General features: G+C 64.7%; 3 protein-coding genes. All 3 read left to right on the top strand.

What is annotated here, in order from left to right:
* The first annotated feature begins 279 nt into the window (after nt 1-279).
* Nucleotides 280-1,155, top strand: a complete 876-nt coding sequence (locus tag ACLP25_RS23250) for an alpha/beta fold hydrolase (protein WP_442471502.1) — start codon at nt 280-282, stop codon at nt 1,153-1,155.
* Nucleotides 1,152-2,183, top strand: a complete 1,032-nt coding sequence (locus ACLP25_RS23245; RefSeq protein WP_442471501.1) for a VOC family protein — start codon at nt 1,152-1,154, stop codon at nt 2,181-2,183. The genes ACLP25_RS23250 and ACLP25_RS23245 overlap by 4 nt, the downstream gene beginning before the upstream one ends.
* A 31-nt stretch (nt 2,184-2,214) precedes the next feature.
* Nucleotides 2,215-2,860 (top strand): FAD-dependent monooxygenase (locus ACLP25_RS23240; protein ID WP_442471500.1); only part of this gene is annotated, 646 nt, incomplete at its 3' end.

Below are 2,860 nucleotides of genomic sequence, written 5' to 3'. Positions count from 1 at the left end.
GCCGCAATGACGTCTTCGATCACCGAGGCGTCAACTCCCTTTTCAGCGAAGACAAGAAGGGCGCTTTCGACAAGCTTGCGGCGCATGCGCGCGCGGCGCTCCGCGGCGACGCGTGGGCGATGGTCCTTGGCTGCGGACTTTTCCAGCATTTTCGGCTCCTTAGGGCAGGCAATAGCACGTCCCAAATATTTTTCAAGATGACACTTGCATCATAATGACAGACATGTCATATTGTTCTCCGTCGGACGCGATCGCGTCCTCGTCTAGGGAGAAGCGAGCATGAATGCCATTGCGTCCGTCGAGCCGGCGAGCAGCCGAACGATTCAGGCTGGTGGTCGAGAAATATTCGTCACGGAATCGGGCGAAGGCCCGCCTTTGCTCATGCTGCACGGCGGAGGGCCCGGCGCGACCGGCATGTCCAACTTTTCGCGCAACATCCCGACGCTGGCCAACCGATTTCGAGTGATCGCGCCCGACTTGCCGGGCTACGGACGGTCGTCCAAAGGCCTCGACCGCAAGGACCCGTTCGGCGAGCTTGCACGGGTGATGCTCGGCCTTCTCGATGCGCTCGGCGTCGAGAAGGCCCATCTCCTCGGCAATTCCCTTGGCGGCTCCTGCGCGTTACGACTGGCGCGCGAGGCGCCCGAGCACGCCGATCGCTTGGTGCTGCTCGGGCCCGGCGGGATCGACACGAGCCGTCGGCCGCCGACAGAAGGCCTTATCCACCTGCTGGACTATTATTCCGGCGAAGGCCCTACCCGCGAGAAATTCGAAGAGTTCTTGCGCAAGGACCTGGTGTTCGACGGCGCGGCGCTGCCCGACGCGCTGATCGCGGCGCGCTACGCGGCGAGCATCGATCCCGCGGTCGTCGCGAACCCGCCGCTCGTGCGTCCGAAGGACCTGTCGAACGCCCGCGCGCTCGACCTTACGCTCGATCCGCGCCTGAGCGGCCTGCAAACCCCCACGCTTGTCCTATGGGGCGTCGAGGATCGGGTCAATCCGGCAAGCGGCGGCCGCTCGCTGCAGGAGCGGATGCCGAACTGCGACCTCTATCTGTTCAGCCGCACCGGTCACTGGGTGCAGTGGGAGCGCGCGGCCCAGTTCAACGCGGCGACCATCGCCTTTCTCTCGCAATCCCGGGGGAGCCGGACGTGAACGCTAATCTGGCCGTCTATTTCAAGGGAGCCGTCATGAGCCTGACGACAAGTGAAAATCCGCCGCATTCCGTCTATGGCCGCGTTCAACTCGGCTACGTCCTCGTCGACTCGCCGCGGCTCGTCGAGTGGAAGCGGTTCGCCGCCGAGGGGATCGGGATGACCATCGGTGAGGCGACGCCGGAGAGGCTGGCGTTTCGGACCGACGCCCACGCGCGGCGCCTGATCGTTCGCGTGAGCGCGAAGGAGGACATTGCGCTCGGCTGGCAGGTCGAGGGCGACGCCGCGCTAGAGGTGATTCTGGCGCGCCTCGCCGCGCGCAAGATCGCGGTTGAGGAAGTCGCGGGCGAGGAAGCAGCGCTGCGCGGCGTCGCAAAGTTCTGGCGCTTTCCCGGACCCAAGCGTCAGGCCTTCGAGTTGTTCATCGAGCCCGAGGTCGCACCGCCAGCCAAGACGCTGGTCAGCGCTTTTGTGACCGGCGAGCGGGGCCTCGGCCATGTCGCCATCACAACGCGCAAACCGGCCGAAATGATCGCGTTCTGGCGGGAAATCTTCGACGCGAAAATCTCCGACTACATCGAGGACCGCATCTCGGGCGTCGACCTTCATTTCACCTTTCTGCGCGTCAATCCGCGCCATCACTCGATCGCCGTCGCCGCCACGAAGGGTCTGGCGATGGACCCCTTCGCCACGAAGATCCAGCACCTCGAAATGCAGGCGGCGACGCTTGACGACATCGGCGCCGCCTACCGTCGCTGCCGCGCCCTGGGCTTCAAGATCGCAATGGCGGTTGGACAGCACCCCAACGATCGCGACGTCTCGTTCTACGCCGTGACGCCGTCGGGGTTCTATTTCGAACTCGGTTGGTCATCCGAGGGCGACAGCGAAGCCGAGGCCTGGCCGCAGGTGACCCACCAAGGCATTAGCGTCTGGGGCCACAAACCTCAAGACCAGACGCTCAGCGACAAGCTCGCGCAGATCCGCAACGGCGTGACGTCGCTGTTGCGCACCGAATACTCGCCTTTCTGAACATGAACAGCCTTTCCGAAGGAAACACCCTATGAACACGCCTCAGGACCTCTATGACGTCGCAATCGTCGGGCTGGGCCCGACCGGGCTGACGCTCGCCCATCTGCTAGGCCGGCGCGGCTTGCGCGTGCTCGCGCTCGAGCGCGAGCCACAGTTCTACGGTAACGCCCGCGCCGTCTACACCGACGACGAATGCATGCGAGTCTTTCAGGCCGCGGGCGTCGCGGCCGACGTCGAAGCCGACATGCTGCTCGACACGCCGGTGCAATGGATGCTCGAAGACGGATCGGTTCTGAGCCAGCTCAGGCGGACCGACCGCCCCTACGGCTGGGCGGTCAGCAACTTCTTCTATCAGCCGTATCTCGAAACCAAGATGGAGCGATTGCTCGCCCGCTACCCCAACGTGACGGTCATGCGCGGTCGCGAGCTCGTCAATTTCGTTCAGGACGAAGACGGGGTCGTCGTCGAGCACGCCGGTAGCGCCGGCTCGCAGTACGCCCAGCCGCCCGCCGCCGCGCCTAAGCTCTCCGAAAGCGCTCGCGTCCGGGCGCATTGGCTCATCGCCTGCGACGGTGGCCGAAGCGGCGTCCGCAACAGCCTCGGAATCAAGATGGCCGGAAAGAGCTTTCCCGAGCCATGGCTTGTGGTCGATGTCAAGGCGAAGGAGGGCGAGGACT

The organism is Roseiarcus sp., assembly GCF_052145395.1.
In the GTDB taxonomy this organism is placed as follows: domain Bacteria; phylum Pseudomonadota; class Alphaproteobacteria; order Rhizobiales; family Beijerinckiaceae; genus Roseiarcus.
This window is presented reverse-complemented; position numbering and strand designations above follow the sequence as displayed.

Excerpts from the sequence above, each read along its gene's own strand:
- ACLP25_RS23250 (WP_442471502.1), top strand. The coding sequence starts at position 280 with ATGAATGCCATTGCGTCCGTCGAGCCGGCGAGCAGCCGAACGATTCAG.